Annotated in this window: 14 protein-coding genes; 3 read left to right on the top strand and 11 right to left on the bottom strand. The window is 70.5% G+C overall.

The genetic code is table 11. The features are described from left to right. Window positions 1-8: 8 nt before the first annotated feature. The 6 genes from T9R20_RS09085 to lepA all read right to left on the bottom strand — a co-directional run bounded on the left by T9R20_RS09085 (window position 9) and on the right by lepA (window position 6,770). The gene (locus tag T9R20_RS09085; RefSeq protein WP_322409003.1) at window positions 9-737 is read right to left on the bottom strand and encodes a 16S rRNA (uracil(1498)-N(3))-methyltransferase; all 729 of its coding nucleotides are present in this window, start codon (window positions 735-737) and stop codon (window positions 9-11) included. 3 nt (window positions 738-740) lie between these two features. Beyond that, a complete protein-coding gene (dnaJ, locus tag T9R20_RS09080) occupies window positions 741-1,856 on the bottom strand; it encodes a molecular chaperone DnaJ (RefSeq protein WP_322409001.1) in 1,116 nt (371 codons plus the stop codon). Between the two features lie 49 nt (window positions 1,857-1,905). Beyond that, window positions 1,906-2,946: a heat-inducible transcriptional repressor HrcA gene (gene hrcA, locus T9R20_RS09075; RefSeq protein WP_322409000.1), complete on the bottom strand. Its 1,041-nt coding sequence runs from the start codon at window positions 2,944-2,946 to the stop codon at window positions 1,906-1,908. Between the two features lie 101 nt (window positions 2,947-3,047). Next, window positions 3,048-4,259, bottom strand: coding sequence for a radical SAM family heme chaperone HemW (gene hemW, locus T9R20_RS09070; RefSeq protein WP_322408999.1), 1,212 nt, complete (start codon window positions 4,257-4,259; stop codon window positions 3,048-3,050). A 2-nt stretch (window positions 4,260-4,261) separates the two neighbouring features. Next, window positions 4,262-4,912: a DUF1990 family protein gene (locus T9R20_RS09065; protein ID WP_322408997.1), complete on the bottom strand. Its 651-nt coding sequence runs from the start codon at window positions 4,910-4,912 to the stop codon at window positions 4,262-4,264. A gap of 10 nt (window positions 4,913-4,922) precedes the next feature. Beyond that, window positions 4,923-6,770: a translation elongation factor 4 gene (gene lepA, locus T9R20_RS09060; RefSeq protein ID WP_322408994.1), complete on the bottom strand. Its 1,848-nt coding sequence runs from the start codon at window positions 6,768-6,770 to the stop codon at window positions 4,923-4,925. Window positions 6,771-7,098: 328 nt separating this feature from the next. Here lepA and T9R20_RS09055 point away from each other — a divergent pair, with 328 nt between their 5' ends. The 3 genes from T9R20_RS09055 (at window position 7,099) to rpsT (ending at window position 12,644) form a co-directional block, all read left to right on the top strand. Continuing rightward, window positions 7,099-11,364: an ExeM/NucH family extracellular endonuclease gene (locus T9R20_RS09055; RefSeq protein WP_322408993.1), complete on the top strand. Its 4,266-nt coding sequence runs from the start codon at window positions 7,099-7,101 to the stop codon at window positions 11,362-11,364. Between the two features lie 88 nt (window positions 11,365-11,452). Then, window positions 11,453-12,268, top strand: a complete 816-nt coding sequence (locus T9R20_RS09050) for an alpha/beta hydrolase (RefSeq protein ID WP_322408992.1) — start codon at window positions 11,453-11,455, stop codon at window positions 12,266-12,268. 115 nt (window positions 12,269-12,383) lie between these two features. Continuing rightward, a complete protein-coding gene (gene rpsT / locus T9R20_RS09045) occupies window positions 12,384-12,644 on the top strand; it encodes a 30S ribosomal protein S20 (protein ID WP_322408990.1) in 261 nt (86 codons plus the stop codon). Window positions 12,645-12,721: 77 nt separating this feature from the next. On the opposite strand, the gene holA is transcribed toward rpsT, so the two are convergent. The 5 genes from holA to T9R20_RS09020 all read right to left on the bottom strand — a co-directional run bounded on the left by holA (window position 12,722) and on the right by T9R20_RS09020 (window position 20,959). Beyond that, on the bottom strand, window positions 12,722-13,777 hold the full coding sequence (gene holA, locus T9R20_RS09040; RefSeq protein ID WP_322408988.1) for a DNA polymerase III subunit delta: 1,056 nt from the start codon (window positions 13,775-13,777) through the stop codon (window positions 12,722-12,724). 10 nt (window positions 13,778-13,787) lie between these two features. Beyond that, entirely contained in the window at window positions 13,788-16,196 is a 2,409-nt protein-coding gene (locus tag T9R20_RS09035) for a ComEC/Rec2 family competence protein (protein WP_322408986.1), read from the bottom strand. Continuing rightward, window positions 16,193-16,828 carry a ComEA family DNA-binding protein gene (locus tag T9R20_RS09030; RefSeq protein WP_322408984.1) on the bottom strand — a complete coding sequence of 212 codons (636 nt, stop codon included), beginning with the start codon at window positions 16,826-16,828 and terminating at the stop codon, window positions 16,193-16,195. The genes T9R20_RS09035 and T9R20_RS09030 overlap by 4 nt, the downstream gene beginning before the upstream one ends. Before the next feature lie 102 nt (window positions 16,829-16,930). Next, window positions 16,931-19,522, bottom strand: coding sequence for a leucine--tRNA ligase (gene leuS, locus T9R20_RS09025; protein ID WP_322408982.1), 2,592 nt, complete (start codon window positions 19,520-19,522; stop codon window positions 16,931-16,933). A 99-nt stretch (window positions 19,523-19,621) separates the two neighbouring features. Next, entirely contained in the window at window positions 19,622-20,959 is a 1,338-nt protein-coding gene (locus tag T9R20_RS09020; RefSeq protein WP_322408980.1) for an anthranilate synthase component I family protein, read from the bottom strand. Window positions 20,960-20,985: the final 26 nt, after the last annotated feature.

Genomic DNA, 20,985 nt, shown 5'->3' with positions numbered 1-20,985 from the left:
ACGGGGCGTCACCAGCGACCGAGGGCGCCGCTGATCACCGCGAGGGCGGCAGGGCCCGCCGTCGAGGTGCGCAGGATCGATTCCCCCATCCTCCGCAGGGTGGCCCCGGCCCCATCCAGGCTCGCGAGCTCCTCCGGGGCGATGCCTCCCTCGGGGCCGACGACGACCAGGATGTCCCGACCGGCAGGGGTGAGGGCGCTCAACCGCTCGGTGGCCGTCGGCTCGAGGACCACGACGAGGTCACTGCCGGCGCGGGAGGTGATCGCGGCGGTGGTGATCGGCGCAGAGACGACGGGGACCCAGGCGCGATGGGCCTGCTTGGCGGCCTCCCGCGCGATCGTCTGCCAGCGTTCGCGGCCCTTGGTGGCCTTCGCCGCGTCCCAGCGCGAAATGCTCCGCGCCGCCTGCCAGGGGATGATCTCGTCCACCCCGAGCTCGGTGGCGGCCTGCACGGCCAGTTCGTCGCGGTCGCCCTTGGCTAAGGCCTGAACGAGGATGACGCGGGGAACCGGTGCGGGGATCTCGGTACGCTCCGCCACCCGCACCACCACCTCGGACGGCGACACCGACTCGCAGGCGCCCTCGACCCACACCCCGGCGCCGTCGCCGACCGTCACCGTCTCGCCGACGCGGACGCGGCGCACCGTCGCGGCGTGCTTCGCCTCGGCTCCCGTCAGGGTCACGACGTCGCCGACGGCCGCGGAGGAGGCCTCCGCCGTCAGAAAGTGCAGCGCCACCGCTCAGCCGTTCCGGAACCGGTCCCGGAGCTTGGCGAACAGGCCCTGGTGGAACTCCGACAGCCGCGGCGGCGCGGGCTTGGTGCGCTTGGCGAGCTCTTCGATCAGAGCGCGCTCGCGATGGTCAAGCCGCGTGGGCGTCACCACCTGCACACCCACCCGGAGATCCCCGCGCTGCGAACCGCGCAGCGGCGTGATCCCGCGCCCCTTGATGGTCAGCACGTCACCCGATTGCACGCCGGCCCGCAGTTCGAGATCGACCGGACCGTCGAGCGAATCGATGGTGGTGTGCGTGCCGAGGATCGCGTCCGGCATCGAGACCTCCAGCGTCGCGAGCAGATCGTCGCCGTCGCGGGAGAACACGGGGTCGGGTGCGATGTTCACCTCGAGGTAGAGATCGCCGTTCGGGCCGCCGGCGGGGCCCACCTCACCCGACCCGGGCAGCTGCAGCCGCAGGCCGCTCTCGACCCCGGCCGGAACGTCGATCGACACCGTCCGGCGCGATCGGACGCGTCCCTGGCCCTGACAGGTGGCGCAGGGATAGGGGATCGTCGTCCCGTAGCCCTGACACACCGAGCACGGCTGCGACGTGACGACGTTGCCGAGGAGGCTGCGGACCTGCCGTTGGACGTGCCCCGTTCCGTGGCAGATGTCGCAGGTGACCGGCGACGTGCCCGGCTGGCAGCACGACCCCGAGCAGGTCTCGCACAGCACGGCGGTGTCGACCTCGATGTCGCGATGCACACCGAAGACGACGTCCTTCAGGTCGAGGGTGATCCGGACGAGCGCGTCCTGGCCGCGTTCCCGACGCGAGCGCGGTCGGGCACCCCGTGCCCCTCCTCCTCCACCGCCGAAGAACGTCTCGAAGATGTCGCTGAACCCGCCGAATCCGCCGGGAGCCCCGCCGAACGCGCTGTCTCCGCCCATGTCGTAGCGGGCGCGCTGGTCGGGGTCGCTCAGCACGTCGTAGGCATGCGTGACGAGCTTGAACCGTTCCGCGGCGTCCTCCCCCGGGTTGACGTCGGGGTGCAGCTCTCGCGCCAGCCGTCGGTAGGCACGCTTGATGTCGTCGGAACTGGCGTCACGCGCCACACCGAGTACTTCGTAGTGGTCAGCCACTTTCACCTTCCTGCCGCGCCGAGCGCGGGGGGTCTGCGGAATGCTGTCGTCAGCGGGCGATGTCGTCTTCGTCCAGGAGACGAGTGAGGTACCTCGCCACGGCCCGCACGGCCGCGAGGTTCGTCGGGTAATCCATCCGGGTGGGGCCGAGCACGCCGACGCGGGCACGCGACCCGGTGGCGTCGTACTCGCTCGCGACGACCGAGGCCTCGCTCAGACCGAAGGGCTCGTTCTCGCGGCCGATACTCGCGGCCAGGCCCTGATCGTCCGCGACCATCTCGCTCATGAGCTTCAGCAGCGTCACCTGCTCCTCGATGGCTTCCAGCAGCGGGTAGATGCTGCCACGGAAGTCGCCTTCGCTGCGGGCGAGGTTCGCGCTCCCGGCCAGAACGAGTCGATCCTGGCGGAAGTCGTCCAGTTCCTCCCCGATCACCCGCAGGATCGCCTGCAGGGCAGGACCGTCGGGGTCCCCCGCCGTCTCGCCGTCCGCCACGGCCAGCGCCACGCCGGCGACGCCCTCCCGCACCGGCACCCCGACGACGAGGTCGGAGACGCGGCCGCGGATGCGCTGCATCCGCTCCTCGTCGATCTCCACCCCCGGGAAGGCGAGTCGCTGCGAGACCCGGCCGGTGTCGGTGACGACGATGACGAGCACCTTCTGCGCGTCGAGTCGGACGAGTTCGACGTGCGAGACGGTGGCCCGTGCGAAGGACGGGTACTGCACGATCGCCACGTGCCCGGTGAGGACCGTCAGCGCGCGCACCGTGCGGGTCAACACCTCGTCGAGATCCGACGGACCCTCCAGGAACGAGGAGATGGCCGTCCGCTGCGCGGGGCTGAGCGGTCGCACCTGCGCGAGGTGGTCGACGAACACGCGGTATCCCTTGTCGGTGGGAACGCGCCCCGACGACGTGTGCGGGGCCACGATGAGCTCTTCGTCCTCGAGGAGCGCCATGTCGTTGCGGATGGTGGCGGCTGAGACGCCGAAGGCGTGACGTTCCACGATCGCCTTGCTGCCGACGGGTTCGCGCGTGTCGACGTAGTCCTGCACGATGGCGCGCAGCACCTGCAACCCTCGTTCGCTGACCATGACACCCCCTCCGGCGATCCGACGCTCCCCTGGCACTCACGGGATCCGAGTGCCAATTCTATCGGAACACCCCCGATGCCGGACGGTCGGGTCGCGGCATGTCAGGCGGTCAGGATGCGCACGACATGATCGGCCAGGAGTCGACCCCGTCGGGTGAGCCGCACGCGGTCCCGCGTGTACGGCTCGATCAGACCGTCGGCGACGAGCTCCGGCAGCAGGTCATCTGCACCGGGGGGCAGGGCGGATGCCGCGAGGCCCTCCCGGGTGCGGACGCGGAGGAGCACCGTCTCGAGGACGCGGGACGACGGTGAGAGCACCTCGCGCCCCGCCGCGGGCGACAGCCCCTCCGCGAGTCGGCCGGCGTATGCGGCCGGGTGGCGGACGTTCCAGAAGCGCGTGCCCGCGATGTGACCGTGGGCCCCGGGTCCGAATCCCCACCAATCGCTCCCCCGCCAGTAGGCGCCGTTGTGGCGGCAGCGGTCGGCGGGGGTCCGCGCCCAGTTCGACACCTCGTACCAGGACAGTCCCGCCGAGGTGAGCAGATCGTCGGCGAGTTCGTACATCTCCGCCTGCAGATCGTCGTCGGGGAGGGCGAGTTCTCCTCGCCGGATGCGACGGGCAAGCGCCGTTCCGTCCTCGACGATGAGGGCGTAGGCGGAGAGATGATCGGGGTTCTGAGCGAGCGCGGTCTCGAGCGATGCGCGCCAGTCGGCAAGGGACTCCCCCGGCGCTCCGTAGATCAGGTCGAGGCTCACGCCCAACCCCGCCTCGCGGGCAGCCGCGACGGCCGTGGCGACGGCGTCCGCGCGATGCGAGCGGTCGAGTGTCGCCAGCACGTGCGGAACGGCGGACTGCATGCCGATGGACAGGCGGGTCACTCCGGCTGCGGCGAGCCGCCGCGCGACCCCGGCGTCGACGGTATCGGGGTTGGCCTCGACGGTGACCTCGAGGTCGGCAGCGCCCGGGAAGGCCGCGCGCACGCCGTCCAGCATGCGGACGAGGTCGTCGGCGGGAAGGAGCGTGGGGGTGCCCCCGCCGAAGAAGACCGTCTCGACCGGACGCAGCGGGCCCGTCTCGGAGAGCACGCGCCGCGCGAGCGCCACCTCCCGCAGCAGGGTGTCGGCGTAGTCCTCCTGGCGCGCACCGCGCAACTCGGTGGCGGTGTAGGTGTTGAAGTCGCAATACCCGCATCGCACACGGCAGAACGGGATGTGGAGGTACGCGCCAAACGGCACCGTGGGGTCGATGACCGTCCCGGCGGGGAGCGCGCCGTCGGCGGGTGCCGGGTCGGCGAGGGGAAGCGCGGCTCCCACGCTCAGGCGGGGGTGGCGTACAGCGGCGAGATGGCACGCAGGTAGCGCGTGAACAGCTCCCGTCGCCGGCGCCGCGTCAGTGCCGGGAAGAGCCGGTAGACCAGCGCCTGCGGCGCGTCGAAGGCGCGCACCGTGAACCAGACCTCGTCGTTGTCGCGCCAGTCCAGCATGAAGGACTCCTCCCCGCTGACGACCGATCCCTGCACGGTGCCGAGGGCGAAGCCGATGCGGCGCGGTTCCTCCACGGCGAAGATCACCCGGAGCTCCCCGTCGGCGCGCATCCCGGCGATGCGCCCGCCGAGGTGCACGGTCGCCCCGGCGGTGACGAACGGGGTGCCGTCGGAGTCGTAGCGCTGCTCGACCTCGAGCTTGCTCGGGGCGATGGGTGCGCCGTTCTCATCGAAGCTGACGCCGGCGTACATGGGGCCGGCGGCGGGGCGGACGTCGGTCAGCTCCAGGCCGGCTCCGCGCTGCGCGCTCCACGACAGCAGCGACTCGCCGGCGGCGCGGAAACGCTCCTCGCCACTGCCGATCCGCCACGATTCCTCCGCCGGGATGCTCCGCTCCGGCGGGAAGTGCATGAGATCGGCGGCCTGGGTGGCCCCGACGGCGGCGTAGTCGACCGTGTCGTCCCTGAAGGTTCCGCGGCGCATGGCTGTCAGCCTACTTCTGCTTCCCCTCGACATCCCCCGAGAGCGCGGCGATGAAGGCCTCCTGCGGCACCTCGACGCGGCCCACCATCTTCATGCGCTTCTTGCCCTCCTTCTGCTTCTCGAGCAGCTTGCGCTTGCGGGTGATGTCACCGCCGTAGCACTTGGCCAGGACGTCCTTGCGGATCGCGCGGATGTTCTCGCGCGCGATGATGCGCGCACCGATGGCGGCCTGGATCGGCACCTCGAACTGCTGACGCGGGATGAGCTTGCGCAGCCGCTCGGTCATCATGGTGCCGTAGGCATAGGCCTTCTCGCGGTGCACGATCGAGCTGAAAGCATCCACCTTCTCGCCCTGGAGCAGGATGTCGACCTTCACCAGATCCGCGGTCTGCGAGCCGGCGGGCTCGTAGTCAAGGCTCGCGTACCCCTGCGTGCGGCTCTTGAGGTGGTCGAAGAAGTCGAACACGATCTCGCCCAGGGGCATGTTGTAGCGCAGCTCCACCCGGTCCTCGCTGAGGTAGTCCATCCCGAGGAGCGAGCCGCGGCGGGACTGGCAGAGCTCCATCACGGTGCCGACGTAGTCCTTCGGCAGCAGGATGCCCACCTTCACGATGGGCTCGGACACCTCCGCGACCCGGCCGTCGGGGTATTCGCTGGGGTTCGTGACCGAGATCGTCTCGCCAGTGTCGGTGTGCACCTCGTATGTGACGGACGGCGCGGTGGTGATGAGGTCCAGCCCGAACTCGCGGGAGAGCCGCTCGGTGATGATCTCGAGGTGCAGCAGGCCGAGGAACCCGCAGCGGAAACCGAAGCCGAGGGCGACGGAGGTCTCGGGTTCGTACTGCAGCGAGGCGTCGGAGAGCTTCAGTTTGTCCAGGGCCTCGCGAAGCTCGGCGTAGTCGCTGCCGTCGATCGGGTAGATGCCCGAGAACACCATCGGCTTCGGGTCGGTGTAGCCGGGAAGGGCCTCGCTGGCGGGCTTTCGCTGATCGGTGATCGTGTCGCCGACCTTGGACTGCCGAACGTCCTTCACACCCGTGATGAGATACCCCACCTCCCCGACGCCGAGGCCGCGGGTCTGGATCGGCTCGGGGCTGGACACCCCGATCTCGAGGAGCTCGTGCGTGGCCCGGGTCGACATCATCTGGATGCGCTCACGGGGCTGCAGCTTGCCGTCGATCATCCGGACGTAGGTGACCACGCCGCGGTAGGCGTCGTAGACGGAGTCGAAGATCATCGCGCGGGCCGGCGCGTCGGCATTCCCCTGCGGCGCGGGGATCTGCTCGACGATGCGGTCCAGGAGCTCCTCGACGCCGACACCGGTCTTGCCACTGACCCGCAGCACATCCTCGGGATCTCCGCCGATGAGTCCGGCGAGCTCCGCGGCGTACTTCTCGGGGTCGGCAGCCGGGAGGTCGATCTTGTTCAGCACCGGGATGATGTGGAGGTCGTTCTCCAGCGCCAGGTAGAGGTTGGCGAGGGTCTGGGCTTCGATCCCCTGTGCGGCGTCGACGAGGAGGATCGCGCCCTCGCACGCCGCGAGCGACCTGCTCACCTCGTAGGTGAAGTCGACGTGGCCGGGGGTGTCGATCATGTTGAGGGCGAAGGTCCCGGCATCGGTGGCCCACGGCATCCGCACAGCCTGGCTCTTGATCGTGATGCCGCGCTCCCGCTCGATGTCCATCCGATCCAGGTACTGCGCGCGCATGTCGCGATCGGAGACGACGCCGGTGATCTGCAGCATGCGGTCGGCCAGGGTGGATTTGCCGTGGTCGATGTGGGCGATGATGCAGAAGTTGCGAATGAGCTCGGGCGGGGTCGCACTGGGCTCGAGGGGCTGAAGGGCGCGCGGGGACATGTTCCCTCGATTCTACGGGCGCGCCGCCCGCCGTCCGCGCCGCAGAGGGACAGGAGCGGATGCCGCCGACCGCGGCGTCGCGCAGAGCGTCACCAGGAGTTTCCACAGGCGTCACCCACGCGATCGCGAAATCGGCCAGGATCGAACGGCGTGCCCCCGGACGATGGTCTCGTCGTGCCCAGGGACGCTGTTCGGCTGTGCATACGAAACCAGGAGAGTGTCTGTGACCGTGTCATCCGGTGTCCCATCCCCCCCACCACGCGAGCCGAGACGGAGGGCGCGGACGCTCGGCGTCGGTCTCCTCTCGGGTGCCCTCGCCCTGAGCGGCGTGGGTCTCGCCCTGCCCGCGCAGGCGGCTGTCAGCATCGACGCCACCGTGCTCATCAACGAGGTCTACGGCGGCGGCGGCAATGGCGGCGCGGCGTTCTCCCGCGACTTCGTCGAGCTGGTCAACACCGGAGACACCGCCGTCGACCTCGGGTCGTGGAGCGTGCAGTACGCGTCCGCCGGCGGTTCTTCGTGGCAGGTCACCCCGCTGACGGGGACGACGATCCAGCCGGGCGGGAAGGTGCTCGTCGGCCAGGCGACCGGCAACAACACCGCCCTTCCCGGGTTCGACGCCGATGTCGAGGGGACCATCCCGATGTCGGGCGAGCGCGGCAAGGTCGCACTCGTCGACTCCATTGAGGCGCTTTCGGGCAGCACGAACATGGCGGTCCTTCCTCAGGTCGTGGACTATCTCGGGTGGGGCGCGCCCAGCGATTCCGCTGGGAGCCCGGCTCCCGCGACGACGAACGCGCAGAGCGTCTCGCGTGACGCGGGGAGCTCGCACACCGCGGTCAACTCCGCCGATTTCACCGCGGGCACGCCGACACCCGAGGGCGCGGCGGGCGCCGTCGACCCGGAGCCGACTCCCGACCCGGAGCCGACACCCGACCCGGAGCCGACGGGCCCGAGCACGGTCACGATCGCCGAGATCCAGGGCACCGGCGCCTCGACGCCGCTGAACGGTCAGACCGTGGTCACCGAGGGCGTCGTCACGGCGCACTACCCCACCGGAGGCCTCGCAGGCTTCGTCATCCAGACGCCCGGCACCGGCGCCGCTGCGGGCACCGCGTCCGATGCGGTCTTCGTCTATGCGCCGACCACGGTCGGTCAGGTCGCCGAGGGTCAGACGGTGCGCGTCACGGGGCTCGCCACCGAGTTCAACGGCCTCACCCAGGTCGACATCCGCACCGGCAGTGTCGAGGTCATCGCCGACGGCGCCCGGGTCACGCCGCTCGTCACCGGATGGCCGGCCGACGACGCGGGTCGCGAAGCGCTCGAGTCGATGCTGATCCAGCCCGAGGGTGCGTTCACCGTCACCGACACCTACGGCACGAACCAGTACGGCGAGGTTCCCCTCGCCTTCGGCGACGGCCCGCTCGTACAGCCAACCGAGGTGGCGCTCCCCGGTTCGCCCGAGGCCGCCGCCGTGACCGCCGACAACGCCGCGCGTCGCGTCGTCCTCGACGACGGGGCGAGCACGAACTTCCTCTCGGCTGCCAACGCCGCTCTGACCCCGCCCTACGTTTCGCTCACCGAGCCTGTCGTGGTGGGGGCCTCGGTCACCTTCACCGAGCCGGTGATCGTCGACTATCGCAACAACGCCTTCAAGCTCAACCCGACCTCCCCCCTCACCGGTGACGGATCGGGCGAGGGTGACGGGGTGGAGTTCGAAGACGTCCGCACCGCCGCCCCCGAAGAGGTCGGTGGCGATGTCAGCGTCGCATCCTTCAACGTGCTGAACTACTTCACGACCCTCGGCACCGACAGCGCCTCGTGCACGGCGTTCCAGAGCCCGGACGGCTCGGAGCTGAACAACGTGCGCGACGGATGCGACCAGCGCGGAGCGTGGGATGACGCCGATCTCGCGCGTCAGCAGGCCAAGATCGTCTCGGCGATCAACGCCCTCGACGCTTCGGTCGTCGGCCTCATGGAGATCGAGAACTCTGCGGCCCTCGGCGAGGAGACCGATGAGGCGCTGTCGAGCCTCGTCGACGCCTTGAACGCCGATGCCGGCACCGATCGCTGGGACTTCGTCGCGTCTTCGGACGAGCTTCCCGACGCCTCGGGACTGGACGTGATCACCAACGCGATCATCTACCAGCCCGCCGAGGTGGTCACTGTCGGTGACGCCCGTGCGCTCGGCGACGAGTCGGGAGCGGATGGCGCCTTCCAGAACGCGCGCGAGCCCATCGGTCAGGTCTTCGCGCCGGTCGACGGCGGCGAGGAGTTCCTCTTCGTCGTGAACCACTTCAAGTCCAAGGGCTCCGCCGGCCCCTGGCCGGGCGACGCCGACACCGGCGACGGTCAGGGAGCGTCGAACGAGTCGCGCGTGCGCCAGGCGACCGCGCTGGCCGACTGGGTCGGCGCGATCCAGGGCGACACCGAGTCCGTCATCCTCGCGGGTGACTTCAACTCCTACGGGCAGGAAGACCCGATGCAGGTCCTCTATGAGGCCGGCTATACGGACGCGGAGCAGGGCGACGAGTACAGCTACGTGTTCCAGGGGCTCTCGGGCTCGCTGGACCACATCCTCGTCAACGACGCCGCGGCCGCCCGCCAGACCGGTGCCGACGTCTGGAACATCAACGCCGGTGAGGCCCTCGCCCTGGAGTACTCGCGGTTCGGGTACCACGGCACCGAGTTCCACGCCGACGACCCGTACCGCTCGAGCGACCACGACCCGGTCAAGGTCGGACTGAGCGCCGGGGCCGCTGCGCCCGTCGAGCTCGACATCCTCACGATCAACGACTTCCACGGTCGCCTGGAGGCCAACCCCTCCGGCGCCGAGGCGGGCGCTGCGGTGATCGCGGGTGCGGTCGAGGCGAAGAAGGCCGAGAACCCCAACACCCTGTTCGTCTCCGCCGGAGACAACATCGGCGCCTCGACCTTCACCTCTTTCATCCAGCAGGACAACCCGACCATCGACACCCTCGTGGCGTCGGGGCTGGACCTCTCGGTCGTCGGCAACCACGAGTTCGACCGGGGCTTCGACGACCTGCTGAACCGCGTGCTCCCGCGCTACGGCGGCAACACCGACCCCGAGAACGTCACCGAGGCCGAGCGCCTGGCCGGTCAGGACTTCGGTCTGGGTGCCAACGTCTACGCCGCCGGCACCACCGACCCGGTGCTCCCGGAGTACGCGCTGCGCGAGATCGACGGGGTGAGCGTGGCCTTCATCGGCACCGTGACCCCCGACACCGCGACGATGGTGGACCCGTTGGGTATCGCCGACATCGAGTTCGGAGACCAGCTCGAGGCCGCCAACCGGGTGGCCGACGAACTGGCCGACACCGTCGATCCCGATGTCATGGTGCTGCTGACCCACTCGGGTGCCGCGACCGGCGACTGCGCTCAGCTCGCTGCGGATGCGGCCGGGTTCGGCGACCTCGCGACGGGCGCCTCGCCGCTCATCGACGCCATCGTTTCGGCTCACACGCATCAGACGTACGCGTGCGAGGTTCCGGTGGACGGCACCGACCGCACCCGTCCGGTCATTCAGGCCTCGGAGTACGGCAAGGCCATGGGTCAGCTCTCGCTGAGCTACGACGTCGAGGCCGACGAGCTGATCTCCATCGAGGGGACGACCTTCCCGCTGAAGGACGCCTTCCCCGCCGATGAGGAGATCGCCGCCCAGGTCGCCGGCTATGTGGCCACCGCCGACGAGCTCGGATCCGCCCCGATCGGCTCCATCACCGGTGACATCCTGCGTGGTGGTACGCCTCCCGGTGCCGACCGCGGCGTGGAGTCGTCGATGGGCAACTGGGTCGCCGACGTCTACCTCTGGGCCACCAGCGAGAACCCCTCGTTCGGCGGAACCCCGGCGCAGATCGCGCTGATGAACCCGGGCGGCCTGCGCGCCGATCTGCTGGTCGGCGAGGACGGCGTCGTCACCTACAAGGAGGCGGCCGACGTCCAGCCCTTCGCCAACACGCTGGTCACGGTGACCCTCACCGGTGCGCAGCTGGAGGAGATCCTCACGCAGCAGTGGAAGGCCACGGGCGATCGTCCGAAGCTGCACCTCGGTGTGTCGGAGGGCTTCAGCTACGAGTACGTCGAGGGCCAGCCGCCGGCGGGTCAGACGGTCGCCCGGTCGGGGACCATCGTCTCGATGAGCTACCAGGGCGAGCCGATCGAGCCGACCGACACCTTCACGGTCGTCACGAACTCCTTCCTCGCCAATGGCGGAGACGGGTTCCCGACGTTCACCGAGGGGACCGACCGGACCGACACGGGCCAGATCGACCTGGATGCCACCCTGGCGTACTTCCAGGCCCTGGAGACCGTCGATCCGGCGCCGCTCGGCCGCGCCGTCCTCGTGACGGACGTGCCGACCGTGCCGGGTCAGCCGGGTACGCCGGGTCAGCCGGGTCAGCCTGGCACGCCGGGTCAGCCCGGCCAGCCCGGTGCGGGGGGCCAGGCGGGCGATCCGCTCGCGGTGACCGGCGCCCAGCTGCCGCTCGGCATCGCCCTCGGCGGGGCACTGCTCCTGGTCGCCGGCGGGGTGTTCTTCGCCCTCCGGCGGCGGACGCTGCCGACCGAGCAGTGAGCCGCTGACGGCGCATCCACGGTGCGACGGCCCTCATCCCTCGGGGTGGGGGCCGTCGCCGTCGGCGCCCGACCGTATCGTGGATTCCATGGGGGTCCAGGTCGTCTTCGTCCACGGGATCCGCACGTCGGCCACGATGTGGCGCGCCCAGACGGAGTACCTCACGTCCTGCGGAGTGACCGCGACCGCGGTCGACCTCCCCGGACACGGAACACGTCGAGACGGAGTGTTCACCCTGGACGGGGCCTTCGAGACCATCGATCACGCCGTCCGCGAGGCTGCGGCGCGCGGACCCGTCCTCCTCGTCGCGCACTCGATGGGGGGCCTCGTCAGCATCGACTACGTCGGGCAGGAGGATCCGCCTCCCGTCGCCGGTTTCGTCGCCGCCTCGTGCACGGCGATTCCCCGGGGCATGGGGCTCGCGACCTACCGGTTCCTCGCCCGTCGCTTCGACTCGCTCCCCGATCGCGGTATGTGGCTGACGAACTACGTGCTGGACCGCACTCTTCCGACCGAGACGCGCCCGGATTTCGGCGCCGGCGGCTACGCCTTCGATGCACAGGACGTCGCCCTGCGGAGCCTCTCCGTGCTCGACCTGCTGACCGCCCTCGCTCGGATCGAGGTGCCGCTGTGGTTCGTGAACGGACAATACGACCAGCTGCGGGTGAACGAGCGGCTCTTCATCCGGATCGCTCCGCACGCCGAGCTCATCGTGGTGCCGCGGACAAGTCATCTCGTCACCGCGATGCGTCCCCGCGTGTTCAACGCCGTGCTGAGTCTCGCCGTCGCCACGATCGAACGTGAGAGTGCTCGAGAAGACAGTGCTGGAGAGGACAGTGCTGGAGAAGACAGAGCCGGGGAAGACAGTGCCGGGGAGGGCAGTGGCCGGGGAGCCCCCGCCTGACCTGGTAGACTCCTTGTTTGGCTTGCGTGTGGGTTCGCCCTCACGACCGCCTCGCGACGGCCCTCTCCTGTCGCCGGGCATCTCATCCAACCTCCGAACGAAAGAACGTCGACACGTGGCGAACATCAAGTCGCAGATCAAGCGCAACAAGACCAACGAGAAGGCGCGCGAGCGCAACAAGGCCGTGAAGAGCGAGCTGCGGACCGAGGTCCGCCGTGCGCGCGAGGCCGTCGCCGCCGGCGACAAGGCCGCCGCCGAGAAGGCGCTGGCCAAGGCGACGAAGAAGCTCGACAAGGCCGTCAGCAAGGGTGTCATCCACCAGAACCAGGCCGCGAACCGCAAGTCGGCCATCGCGAAGCAGGTCGCGTCGCTCTGACGCCCCGGCACATCGAACGGCTCGTCTCCTCGGAGACGGGCCGTTCGTCGTTGTTGAGGGGCGTACGGGCGCCGTGATCAGCGGGAGGCGCCGGCGAACGGCTCTCGGGTGGCGATGACCGTGACGAGGCGTTCGAGGGCGAACACCGAGTCCCGAGACCCCCCCTTCACCTCCGCATCCGCGCGAGCGGCCGCCTGGATCGCCATCCCGAGCGTCGACTCCGTCCATCCCGACAGGTCCCGTCGCGCGCGATCGACCTGCCAGTCCTTCAGTCCCAGGCGGGCCGCCAGCGCCGCCGACGGCTCGCGATGGCCGGCAACCCGCGCCATCGTGCGCAGCTTCGAGGCGATCGCCGCCACGAGGGGCACCGGATCGGCTCCCGAGGCGAGGGCATGCCGCAGGGCGATGAGGGCCTCGCCGTAGCGACCGGCGATCGCGGTATCGGCGACGGTGAAGGCGGAGGTCTCGACTCGGCCGCCGTAATAGCGCACGACGGTCTGCTCGGTGATGTCCTCGGCGACGTCGGAGATGAGCTGCTGGCATGCGGCCGCCAGCTCCGTGAGGTCGTCCGCGAAGGCCGACACCAGCGCGCGCAGAGCACCGGGGGCGATTCTCTTCCGCGCCTGCGAGAACTCCGCAGCGGCGAAGTCGAAACGATCGGACTCGCGTTTGAGCGCCGGGCAGGCGATCTCGACACCCCCACCCTGCCCGGCCCGGATGGCATCGAGCAGCTTCTTGCCACGGACGCTCGCGCCGGTGTGCCGGAGGAGCACGGTCGCACCGTCCTGCGGGTGGGACAGATAGGACAGGGCCTCGGTGAGGAACGCATCGGAGCACTTCTCGACCCCGAGGACGCGGACCAGGCGCGGCTCGCCGAAGAGGGATGGCGACGTCAGGGCGAGAAGGGTTCCGGCCGCGTAGTCGTCGGCCCGGATGTCGGACACTTCCAGGCTGGCATCCTCCGCGCGGAGATAGTCGCGGACCCCCGCGATGGCGCGTTCGGCGCAGACCTCCTCGGGACCGGAGACGAGGACGATCGGCGCGGGCTGGGGCTCGCGCCAGGACAGCTGCGGGATGGCGCTGCGCGTGCCCGTCGAGCGCCCACCTGAGCGTGACGAGGAGCAGGCCGGCATGGATCCCAGCCTAGCCACCGCCGCCGACGGTGCCGTGCGATTCGTCACGACGATCGTCCCGGAAGATGCGAAGACGACCGTGGTCGAGCCAGAGCGCGATCAGACCGTCCTCGTCGGTCCGCGCCACCGCGGTCCCGATCGCGGCCAAAGCCGAGAGGATCTCGCTCCGAGGGTGTCCGAAGGCGTTCCCTCGCCCCACGGTGATCAGCGCGGCGGCGGGGTCGATGCCGTCGTAGAGCGGCAGGTGCTGATCGGCGCTGCCGTGATGGGCGATCTTGACCACGTCGTACGCATCGCTCAGCACATCGTCGGCGATCAACGCCCGTTGCGGTGCCGCCGAGAGGTCGCCGAGCAGCACGACCCGGGGAAGATCGGGACCGACGAGATCGATGACCACGCTGGCGTCGTTGCCCGGGGGGAAGGCCGGCGAGTCGGGTCGCGGCCAGAGCGTGCGCCAGACCGCGTCGCCCAGGCGGCCCGACATGCCCTGATGGACCTCCCGGACCGTGGCGCCGCCGGCGAGGAGATCGGCACGCACGCGTTCGGCCGCCGAGCCGTCGAGGGGACCGTGGATGACGGTGTCGACCCGCCCGACGACCGCGTCGACACCGCCGGTGTGATCGGTGTCGAAGTGCGTCAGCACGAGGAGGTCGATGCGCTCCACGCCGACCCGGTCCAGACACGAGCGGACCGCATCGGGATCGGGCCCGGTGTCGACCAAGGCCACCGCGCCGGCGGATCGGACGAGCACCGCGTCACCCTGCCCGACGTCACAGGCCACGACGCTCCAGGCGCCGGGAAGGGTGAGGGGGCCTGCGACCGTGCGGAGCGCAGTGGTTCCCGCGACGATCCCGATCACCACGGCGAGAACCAGCCCGGATGCGAGCCGCAGGAGACGGACACTCCCCCGGCGCCGTGGCCCGCATGCCACCAGGATCCACACCGCACCACCGGCGGTCGCGAGGGTCAGCAGCCCCCCGACTCCCCCGATCCACGGGGACTGGGCGCCGGGGAGCGCGGAGGCGGTCTCGGCGACCCCGGCGATCCACGCAGCGGGGATCCAGGCGAGAGCGGCCGCACCCGACTGCAGCAGCGGCGCCATGGGGGTCAGGCACACCACGAGACCGACGACGGTCGCGACGGGTGCTGCGGGGGCGGCGAGCACGTTGGCGACGACCCCGTAGACGGGGACCGTCGGCTCGACGAGGACGAGGAGCGGGCCGCAGGCGATCTGTGCGGCGATCGGGACGGACAGGAGGAGGGCGAGGGGCGCGGGCAGAGCGCGCTGGAGTCCGGCGGCGAGCGGTGGCGCGAGCACGAGGAGCGACGCGGTCGCCACCACCGAGAGGGCGAAGCCGAGGGAGGTCGACAGCCAGGGATCCAGAGCGAGAAGCACGAGTACCGCCAGGCTCAGCACCGCGAGGCCGATGCCCGAACGGCCGAGCAGTACGGCGATCATCGCCACCGCCGCCATGACCCCGGCGCGCACCACGCTCGGCTCGGGTGTGACCAGGAGGACGAACCCGCCGAGGGTGATGAGGGCTGCGAGGGTGCGCGCCCCGCGCCTGAGCCCGATGGCCGCTGCCAGCAGGTAGGCGACACCGACGACGAGCGCGCAGTTGGCGCCCGACACCGCGGTGAGGTGCGACAGAGACGATGAGATCATCGCCGTCTCGAGTTCCTCGGTGACCAGGCGCGTGTCGCCGACGGCGAGGCCCGGGATGAGCGTCCGTCCTGGGTCGGGAAGCCCGTCGACGGCGGCGACGAGTCCGGCCCGGAGATCGGAGGCCGCGGCCAGCGCGCCCGTCGCCGGCTGGATCATCACCGGGTCGCTGCTGACGCGAAGGACCAGCGCCGCGCGGTCGCCGGGAAGCGGCGGACCCGCGATCGCCGTGATCCCGATACGGGCGCCGACGTCGAGCCGCGTCTCGCTGCCGCGTTCGGCATCGCCGATGATGACGCTCACCGGTACGGTTCCGGTCTCGGCATCGACGCCTCCGGTGCCGAGCGAGACGGCGACGGCATCGAAGGCCCAGTCGGAGAGACCGCGGCGCTCGACCTTTCCGGTGACGATGACCTCGGCAGCCACGCTCCGGCCCGACCCGATGCGCTCCTGGGCCTGGAGTGCGCTCGGGGCCGCGAGCGCGACGGTCGTCGAAGCCACGGCGCCGGCCGACACGCCGAGCACCAGTGCGGCCAGCCAGAGGCGCCCGCGCCGTCGCGCGCGAGCGGGGTGCGCGCGGGCGGCTACCACGCCGCCCACCGAGAGGATGACGACCGTGGCCGCCCACAGCAGACCCGCGAGCGCCGGAGCGGCCTGCGGGCGAAGGGTGGCGAGTGTCGCGGCGATCCACACGAGCACCGCAGCCGCCGGCATCCGCGACCGCCTGATGGCCTCCGGCCAGCGCGAGACGGTCACCACACCACCAGATCGCGCAGCGACTCGACCATCTTCTCCCCGAAGCCCGAGACGGCGAGCAGATCGTCGACACTGGTGAACGGGCCGTTCTCCTCTCGCCACGCGATGATCCGCTGGGCCAGGGCGGGGCCGATCCGGGGCAGGGTGTCGAGCATCGCTTCGTCGGCGGTATTCAGGTTCACCTTGCCGCCGGCCGACCCCGTCGTCGCATCGACGGGGGCGACGGGCTCTCCGGGGGCGGCCTCTCCGACCTGCGACACCACCAGCTGCTCGCCGTCCACGACGGGGCGCGCAAGGTTCACGGAGCGTGGCTCCGCGGTCTCGAGGAGTCCGCCTGCCGCCGCGACGACATCGAGCACGCGCGCGCCGTCCGGCAGGATGTAGACGCCGGGCGCGGCGACGGCTCCCGTGATGTGCACGACGAGACCCGCCGGGGACGGCGCTGCGGCCGCGCCCGGCTCTGACGTGAGATCGGTCGGCGGCGGCAGGGGGATCTCATCGACCGGCGCGAGGGCGCTGCGAAAGATGCCTATCCCGACGGTGATCGCGATGGCGACGAGGACCACGACGACGGCCGCACCGAGGCCCAGGCGCCGCACGGTGGGGCGACCCTCTGCGCCGTCTGCCGTCACGCTCACACGCTAGGTGGGCCGGGTCGACCGGACACGGCGACGGCCACGATCCGTGGAGGGATCGTGGCCGGTCGCGTGTGTGCAGGAGAGGTGGTGCGTGCCTCAGTGGGTGCTGAAGCTCACGACCTTCGGCGGACGCACCACCGCGCGCGTGATCTCACGGCCGGCGAGCGCCCGCTGCACCTTGGCGTCTGCCCTGGCGTGAGCCTCCAGGGCCGCGGAGTCGATGCGCGCCGAGACCTCGAGGGTCGCTCTCACCTTGCCGTCGATCTGGACGACGGCGGTCACCGTCTCGTCCACGAGGAGCGTCGGATCCGGATGCCGCCACGGCACGAGCCCGACGAACGGGGCGTATCCGAGCATCTCCCACATCTCCTCCGCGGTGTGGGGTGCGAACAGGTCGAGGATCATCGCCGTCGCCTCGGCTGCTTCGCGGACAGCGGGGTCTGCGGGCCCGGCGCCGGAGTCGATCACCTTGCGCGTGGCGTTGACGAGTTCCATCAATCGCGCCACGGCGACATTGAACTTCGTCTGCTCGATGAGGCCGGGGGCGTCGGCCAGCAGACGGTGAGTGACGCGGCGGAGCGCGACATCGCCCTCGGCCCACACCACGTCGGGCTCGCTGGTGACGTCCTTCGCGACGCGCCAGGCGCGCGCGAGGAACTTCTGGGCGCCCGTGGTCGACACGTCCTCCCAGTTGATGTCGTCCTCGGCCGGACCGCTGAAGGCGATCGCGACGCGCACGACGTCGGCACCGGGGTCGCGCATGCTCGCGGCGAACTCGACGAGGTTGCCCTTGCTCTTGGACATCTTCGACCCGCCGAGCAGCACCATCCCCTGGTTCACCAGACTCGTGAAGGGCTCGGTGAAGTCGATCAGGCCCATGTCGAAGAGCACCTTGGTGATGAACCGCGCGTAGAGGAGGTGCAGAATCGCGTGCTCCACGCCGCCGATGTAGGCGTCGACGGGAGCCCACCGGTCGGCCTCGCGCGGCGAGAAGGCCTGCGTGGCGTCGTTCGGCGTCAGGAACCGCAGGAAATACCACGAGCTGTCCACGAACGTGTCCATGGTGTCGGGGTCGCGGCGGGCGGGGCGTCCGGTCTCGGGATCGGTCGTCTGGATCCAGTGGTCTGCACCACCCAGCGGGGACGTGCCGCGCGGTGCCAGGTCGAGCCCCTGTGCATCCGGAAGCCGCAGCGGCAGCTCCGATGCGGGCACCGGCACGATGCGCCCGTCCTCGGTGTGGATCATGGGGATGGGGGTCCCCCAGAAGCGCTGCCGGGAGATGAGCCAGTCGCGCAGCCGGTACGACTTCGCCGCGCGCCCGGTGCCGGCCGCCTCGAGCTCCTCGATGATGCGGGTGATTGCGGTGCGCTTGGACAGCCCGTCCAGGCTCCCGGAGTGGATCATCCGCCCCTCGCCCGTCAGGGCGATGCCGGTGCGTGCGGGGTCGACGTCGGCCAGGCTCGGGCCGCTGTCCTCCGGCATGATCGGCTCGCCGTCGTCATCGGTCTCGATGACGGGGATGGCGCCGGTGATCGGTGCCGTGGTGTCGACGACGACCGTGATGGGGAGATCGAACGCCCGGGCGAAGTCGAGGTCGCGCTGATCGTGGGCGGGAACGGCCATCACCGCACCGTGACCGTAGTCGGCCAGCACGTAGTCCGCCGCCCAGATGGGCAGCCGCTCGCCGTTGACGGGGTTGATCGCGTAGCGCTCCAGGAACACCCCGGTCTTCGGGCGCTCGGTGTTCTGACGATCGATCTCGCTCTCCCGCGCGACCGAGTCGACGTAGTCCTGGAAGCGCATCCGCACCTCGGCGGAGGCGCCGGCGGCGAGCTCGGCGGCGAGGTCGCTGTCGGGGGCCACCACCATGAAGGTCGCGCCGTGCAGCGTGTCGGGGCGGGTGGAGAAGACCGTGACCTTCTCGGCACGTCCTTCGATCTCGAAGTCGATGTCGGCGCCGACCGAGCGGCCGATCCAGTTCCGCTGCATCCGGATGACCTTCTGCGGCCAGAAGCCCTCGAGCTGGTTCAGATCATCGAGGAGTCGATCGGCGTAGGCGGTGATCTTGAAGTACCACTGGGTGAGCTTCTTCTTGATCACCTCCGCGCCGCATCGCTCGCAGTGCCCGTCGACGACCTGCTCGTTCGCGAGGACCGTCTGGTCGTTCGGACACCAGTTGACCGGGCTCTCCTTGCGGTAGGCGAGGTCGCGCTCGTACAGCTGCTGGAACAGCCACTGGTTCCAGTGGTAGTACTCGGGATCGCTGGTGTGGAGGATGCGGCTCCAGTCGTACGAGGAGCCGTACTCGCGGAAGCTCTTCTTGTGCTGCGCGATGTTGGCATACGTCCACTCGCGAGGATCCGCACCGCGCTGGATGGCGGCGTTCTCGGCGGGCAGGCCGAACGAGTCCCAGCCGATCGGGTTCAGCACGTTGTAGCCGCGGTGCCGCCAGAAGCGCGCGACGATGTCGACGTAGGCGTAGCTCTCGGCGTGGCCCATGTGCAGGTCCCCCGAGGGGTAGGGGAACATGCCGAGAACGTACTTGCGGGGGCGCGTGTCGCCCTCGTCGCCGGCGCGGAACGGGTCTGCCTCCTCCCACCGCTGCTGCCACTTCTGCTGGATGGCGAAGGGATCGAAGCCGCTGCCGTCGGTGGTCGCGGTGGTGTCGCTGGGGGAAGTCTGACTCACGGAGAGATGCCAATCGTGGTGCTCGAACGGGACATCGAGCGCGCGGAGCGCGAGATTCCCAGGGTAGCCGAGCCGCAGGGTCAGGCGGGGACGGTGTCGTCACCAGCCATCGGGCAGGACGGCGCCGAGCGCTGAGAGAGGGCCGCGGGCCTTGAGCGCCACCTCGGCGACCTCCGCCGACGGCACCGACCGCCAGGTGATCCCGCCGCCCGCTCCGACGTAGGCGCCTGTCGGATGCGCCACGATCGAGCGGATGATCATCGCGAGGTCCAGACCGCCGTCCTCGCCGATCCACCCGAGGCACCCGGAGAAGACCCCCCGGGGTGCCCCCTCCAGTCGGTGGAGGATCGTCATCGCCGACAGCTTCGGCGCTCCCGTCATGCTCCCGGCCGGGAACGTGGCTTCGAGGAGATCCGAGACGAGGATGCCGGGGCGCAGCGTCCCCGACACCGTGCTGACCAGCTGATGGACCTGGCGGTAGGAGTGCACCGCGAAGAGTTCCTCCACGCGGATGGATCCGGGCTCGCAGACCCGGGAGAGGTCGTTGCGCATCAGATCGACGATCATCAGGTTCTCGGCGCGCTCCTTCTCGTCTCGGACGAGCTCGGCGGCCAGGGCGGCGTCTTCGCGGGGGTCGGCCGAGCGTCGGCGTGTGCCCTTGATCGGACTCGTGCGAACCCGCGTCCCGTCGACGTCGAGGAACCGCTCGGGGCTGGCGCTGAGGAGGGCGATGCCGCCCGACCGGACGAGGGCGCCGAACGGAGCGGGTGAGCCGGCCCGCAGCCGCAGATAGACCGCCAGCGGGTCGATGGGCGCGCCCGGGACCGTGAAGCGGGTGGTGAGGCACAGCTGGTAGGCGTCGCCCTCGCGGATGTGCCCGCGGCACTGTTCGATGAGGCCGGCGTACTCGTCGGCGCCGTGACGCGCGACCGCGATCGCGGGCGTCGGCGTGTCGTGGAGAGCGGATCCCTCGGATGGGTGCCGGGGCGGCCCGTCCTCCGTCGGCGGAGCGAAGACCGGGGCGACGGGGCCTTCGCCGTCGTCATGGCCGACGAAGAAGGCTCGTCGCCGGCCATGATCGAAGGCGAACCACTCCGATGCGCGGAGCCACAGCGCGGGCGGCGCGTCCGCGGCATCCGTATGGACGGGGGCGCCCGCGACGGCGGCTCCCTCTTCGTAGCCGAACCACCCGACCCATCCCCCGCGGAACCGGCCGGCGGGCCATCCGTCGGGACGTGCGACACCGGCGCCGAGGGAGGCGCTCGTGACCTCACGAGGATCAGCGGGACGGCCGATCCCCACCCAGCTCCACCCCCCGGACTGGTCGGCCTCGCCGTCGAGCCAGAAGCAATGGTCGTGTCTGCCTGCCCACTGGGCGAACGCAAGGCTCGGGTCGATCCACGCGTCGAGCTCGACGGCCACGGGGTGCACCGACATGTTCTCAGGCTAGAGGACGCGTCCGA

The sequence above is a fragment of the Microbacterium invictum genome (assembly GCF_034421375.1).
In the GTDB taxonomy this organism is placed as follows: domain Bacteria; phylum Actinomycetota; class Actinomycetes; order Actinomycetales; family Microbacteriaceae; genus Microbacterium; species Microbacterium invictum_A.
The sequence above is the reverse complement of the archived record's forward strand: the minus strand, read 5'-3'. Positions and strand labels throughout refer to the sequence as shown.

Excerpts from the sequence above, each read along its gene's own strand:
- hrcA (WP_322409000.1), bottom strand. The coding sequence starts at position 2,946 with ATGGTCAGCGAACGAGGGTTGCAGGTGCTGCGCGCCATCGTGCAGGAC.
- T9R20_RS09065 (WP_322408997.1), bottom strand. The coding sequence starts at position 4,912 with ATGCGCCGCGGAACCTTCAGGGACGACACGGTCGACTACGCCGCCGTC.
- lepA (WP_322408994.1), bottom strand. The coding sequence starts at position 6,770 with ATGTCCCCGCGCGCCCTTCAGCCCCTCGAGCCCAGTGCGACCCCGCCC.
- T9R20_RS09050 (WP_322408992.1), top strand. The coding sequence starts at position 11,453 with ATGGGGGTCCAGGTCGTCTTCGTCCACGGGATCCGCACGTCGGCCACG.
- holA (WP_322408988.1), bottom strand. The coding sequence starts at position 13,777 with ATGCCGGCCTGCTCCTCGTCACGCTCAGGTGGGCGCTCGACGGGCACG.
- T9R20_RS09020 (WP_322408980.1), bottom strand. The coding sequence starts at position 20,959 with ATGTCGGTGCACCCCGTGGCCGTCGAGCTCGACGCGTGGATCGACCCG.